This is a genomic window from Haloarcula amylolytica JCM 13557, assembly GCF_000336615.1.
Taxonomy (GTDB): domain Archaea; phylum Halobacteriota; class Halobacteria; order Halobacteriales; family Haloarculaceae; genus Haloarcula; species Haloarcula amylolytica.
The window spans coordinates 1-3,138 of the sequence record NZ_AOLW01000076.1; the positions used below are offsets into that span (position 1 = coordinate 1).

The following is a 3,138-nucleotide window of genomic DNA, read 5'->3' on the forward strand; positions in this document are numbered from 1 at the left end:
GTATAAATGGCGGTTTCTCTGTCCCGTGGACACTGCTCGCGAGCAGTCAACACTTGCACGGTGGTCTCGGTGACCGACGTCCAGCCCGGGGCAACGGCCGAGTGCTGTCGATTCTGTGGGGACAGAGCCGATATCTCTGGCGAGGCGTACACCTACGTCCGGTGGCCCGACGAAGTGGACCGAGAAGACGGCGTGTTTCGGTTCACGATTTGCCGGGCGTGTGCGCTTCAGGACCGCGATAACGTTGAGCAGGCCGCTTCGCTCTTCCACGAGGCAGATCGAGACCATCTCGTCACCTGCGATGTCTGTGGAGCTGTAGGGTGCCGGACCGCCAGCACTCGCCGGCCAGCGGCGGAGACGTATCGGCTCGCAAGTATCATCTCCTGGTCGGTGAGTATCAACGGCTTCGGCGGGGCAACGCACTCTTGTAGTGAATGTAGCCCTATCCTGCCGGTCGACTGTGTGAAACGTTCCGACCGGACATACGACGACGGAGTGCCGTGTCTTGTCGAGCCTCCGTTTGATGCAGTTGCGAGGACAGCAGGCGATGCTCCGGCAGACAGTACGCAGGTTGAGATCGGCGGGTGGACTGGGTAGCCAGTGGTAGTCCCCCCGAAGCTGGTGGGTCTGCTCCGCTAATGAGCAGTACAGGGAAGGCACTTACCGGAGCCGCCGGAGAGCTTAGTCATGAAGCGGCGGCAGTTCCTTCGTGTTACTGTGTGTGGGGGAATCGGAATTCTGGCGGGCTGTTCCTCTACTGGCAGTAAGGAGTATGCCACGATGCAGGAATTCAGTTTCGTAAACACAGAATCTACGGAGGTCCCAGTGGAATTACGAATAGAACGCACTGATACCGGTGAAGTAGTCCATACGGAGACCCGCGAATTGACGGTTGACCCTGATTGGATTATCGTTGATTGTGTCTGGCCAGATGCACCATTAACAGTAATGACCCGTCATGAACATGGGGAGTGGAATAGCTTCAATACAGAAGATAAAGACGGCTGTGTAAGTGTCATAGCTGAAGTACGGGACCAGGAAACATCATTTTACGCTCATAACACTGAGTGCCCGATTGATAGCCCGAGTTGCCATACTGATTAGGCAGTCTCATTGAGCAGGTAGTTCAGCCAGCACAGTAACCACAAACTCCGTTCACAGCGGCAGCAACCCCCCATTTTGTGTCCCTCTGGCGGGTGAGAGGATGTCTCGAAATATGTCCTGCCGTCGTTCGGAAGACCTGTCGCAGCCACTCACCGCACAGTTCGTCGAGTCCATCGCGACGACTGTTCGAGGGCAGTCCGGCAGCGCCGATGTTCAAGCGGTTGTCCTCCGTATGGTGGCCCGGCGATCAGACAGTATCGACCTCCCGGACGTACTCGAACTTCGCTCGCTTCTGGACGTCAACGGCGAGCAGGCAGACACGTTAGAGAAACAGGTCACAACCATCATCAGCGCCATCGACGCCGAACTCGCTGGCTGGGACCGCCGGGAGGTCGCTGCATGAACGCAGCAGGAACGGCCACGTTGGGTGATTTCGGCGCTGGTGGCCCGCGCTCGGATGCGCTGATTGACACGCAGAGCGCAGCACAGGAGGCCGCTGCGGGCGAATGGGAATTTTTCGCCGCTGGTAACGATACGATCGGGTGGCACATTCCCGACACCGGAGCAACACTCCTGCTCAAAGGTGGCGACGACGGCTGGACGCTCGAACGGGCGACCAAACTGGTCGGGACGCGGCAGTCACTCGATGCTGGGCTGGAGCTTGCCAGCTCGTACATGGCGGATCGACCGGAGGGAGCGTCGGCATGGCGATGATTGAGCGCGAGCAGTGGCGTCGTGAGGAACGCCAGCGAGTTGCGGCAGCACTGGCACGCGCCCGGTTCTGGCAGTCGGTTGCGCCGCACAAGGTCGGCTTCTGGGAGGCCGTCGACGAGACGCTTCTGGCTCACTACCCGGGCTGTCGGTACAAACGCAGGACGACACTCGATGACTTCCGAGAGGAGGATTCATGAGCGACACTCCTGACCCAATTCTCGACAAACTCCCGCCAGAGCGGTTGCTGGACGCCGATCATCTCCAGCCAATCGTCGCCGGCATCAACTGTATGCACTCAATGGAGACGGTCAAGCGGTATCTCGCCTACGAAAACAAGCACGAGAACCGGACGCCAGTCCAGTCTCGCCTTCGAGAGCGGGCACGCGAGATCCGTCGCGATGAATCGGATACCGAGGAGCAAGCCATCGTGTGATTTCTGTGCCCCAGCGGGACGAGGGGCGTCCCACAGAGGGCGTGCCGCCAACCGATCATGAGTAAGAACAAGACAGACGAGACGGCTGTACAGCAGTGCGACGACCTCGATATCGACCCTGATGCCGTGGATATCGGTGATGGACTGAAAACGACCGAGGGCACGTCTGCACTCGCCGTCGTCGGTGTTGACGCTGAAAAGGAGCGGGTGAAGGTGTACTCCCCGTCCGGCGAGCTGACGGTCAATCGCTGGGTGAGCATGGACCTGTTCAGCGTCCACTCCCCGAACGAGGATATCCAGACTGACGCCGACCGTGAAGCGTGGTTGAACGAGACGCTGCCGAAGAAGGCCACGCATATCGACGGCAACGTGTACCCACTCAGGTACGCCATCGACGAGGACGGGAACGTAATCGCGGAATAATCGAGGAGCCGTACCACCCTCTCTTTCGCTCACTCTCACGCTCACGGTTCCCGAGCGCTTGCGCTCGGGGGACACGCTCCACCTTGGACCGGCAGGCCGGTCCGGCGGTCCCGCTTCTGGAGGCAGGTAAGGCTCATCGCGATGAATCGGATACCGAGGAGCAAGCCATCGTGTGATTTCTGTGCCCCAGCGGGGTGAGGGGCGTTCCATAGAGGGCGCTCTGCCGACTGATTATGAGTGGAAACGAGACAGACAAGACGGCTGCACAGCAGTACGACAACTACCCCGATCCCGACGCCATCGTTCACTTTGGCGATGTCTCGGAGGAACTGGTCGAGTTGATCGAGGCAACGCTAGAGACGTCCGAGTTCCTGTCGACCTCTCGCGACGACCTGCCCGAAACGACGCTGCTCGTCGAGGCGGTCGAAAATGAGTGACGACCAGCTGTTCATCGTCGTGGAGGG

At 59.6% G+C, this 3,138-nt stretch carries 7 protein-coding genes; all 7 read left to right on the forward strand.

The features are described from left to right. Positions 1-69: 69 nt before the first annotated feature. The 7 genes from C442_RS21350 to C442_RS20675 all read left to right on the forward strand — a co-directional run bounded on the left by C442_RS21350 (position 70) and on the right by C442_RS20675 (position 3,111). A complete protein-coding gene (locus tag C442_RS21350) occupies positions 70-597 on the forward strand; it encodes a hypothetical protein (protein WP_239642360.1) in 528 nt (175 codons plus the stop codon). 619 nt (positions 598-1,216) lie between these two features. After that, positions 1,217-1,507 (forward strand): hypothetical protein, encoded by a 291-nt coding sequence (locus C442_RS20650; protein WP_008313978.1) that lies wholly within the window; start codon positions 1,217-1,219, stop codon positions 1,505-1,507. Next, positions 1,504-1,818, forward strand: a complete 315-nt coding sequence (locus C442_RS20655; RefSeq protein WP_008313981.1) for a hypothetical protein — start codon at positions 1,504-1,506, stop codon at positions 1,816-1,818. The genes C442_RS20650 and C442_RS20655 overlap by 4 nt, the downstream gene beginning before the upstream one ends. Then, positions 1,809-2,015 carry a hypothetical protein gene (locus tag C442_RS20660; protein WP_008313983.1) on the forward strand — a complete coding sequence of 69 codons (207 nt, stop codon included), beginning with the start codon at positions 1,809-1,811 and terminating at the stop codon, positions 2,013-2,015. Before C442_RS20655 ends, C442_RS20660 begins: the two co-directional genes overlap by 10 nt. After that, complete coding sequence (locus C442_RS20665; RefSeq protein ID WP_008313985.1) at positions 2,012-2,251, forward strand: hypothetical protein; 240 nt, start codon at positions 2,012-2,014, stop codon at positions 2,249-2,251. The genes C442_RS20660 and C442_RS20665 overlap by 4 nt, the downstream gene beginning before the upstream one ends. A 57-nt stretch (positions 2,252-2,308) precedes the next feature. Further along, complete coding sequence (locus tag C442_RS20670) at positions 2,309-2,674, forward strand: hypothetical protein (RefSeq protein ID WP_008313987.1); 366 nt, start codon at positions 2,309-2,311, stop codon at positions 2,672-2,674. A gap of 233 nt (positions 2,675-2,907) precedes the next feature. Beyond that, positions 2,908-3,111 carry a hypothetical protein gene (locus C442_RS20675; protein ID WP_008313989.1) on the forward strand — a complete coding sequence of 68 codons (204 nt, stop codon included), beginning with the start codon at positions 2,908-2,910 and terminating at the stop codon, positions 3,109-3,111. Positions 3,112-3,138 lie beyond the last annotated feature (27 nt).

Coding starts and splice junctions, on each gene's coding strand:
- C442_RS20650 (WP_008313978.1), top strand. CDS start 1,217: ATGTCCTGCCGTCGTTCGGAAGACCTGTCGCAGCCACTCACCGCACAG.
- C442_RS20655 (WP_008313981.1), top strand. CDS start 1,504: ATGAACGCAGCAGGAACGGCCACGTTGGGTGATTTCGGCGCTGGTGGC.
- C442_RS20660 (WP_008313983.1), top strand. CDS start 1,809: ATGGCGATGATTGAGCGCGAGCAGTGGCGTCGTGAGGAACGCCAGCGA.
- C442_RS20665 (WP_008313985.1), top strand. CDS start 2,012: ATGAGCGACACTCCTGACCCAATTCTCGACAAACTCCCGCCAGAGCGG.
- C442_RS20670 (WP_008313987.1), top strand. CDS start 2,309: ATGAGTAAGAACAAGACAGACGAGACGGCTGTACAGCAGTGCGACGAC.
- C442_RS20675 (WP_008313989.1), top strand. CDS start 2,908: ATGAGTGGAAACGAGACAGACAAGACGGCTGCACAGCAGTACGACAAC.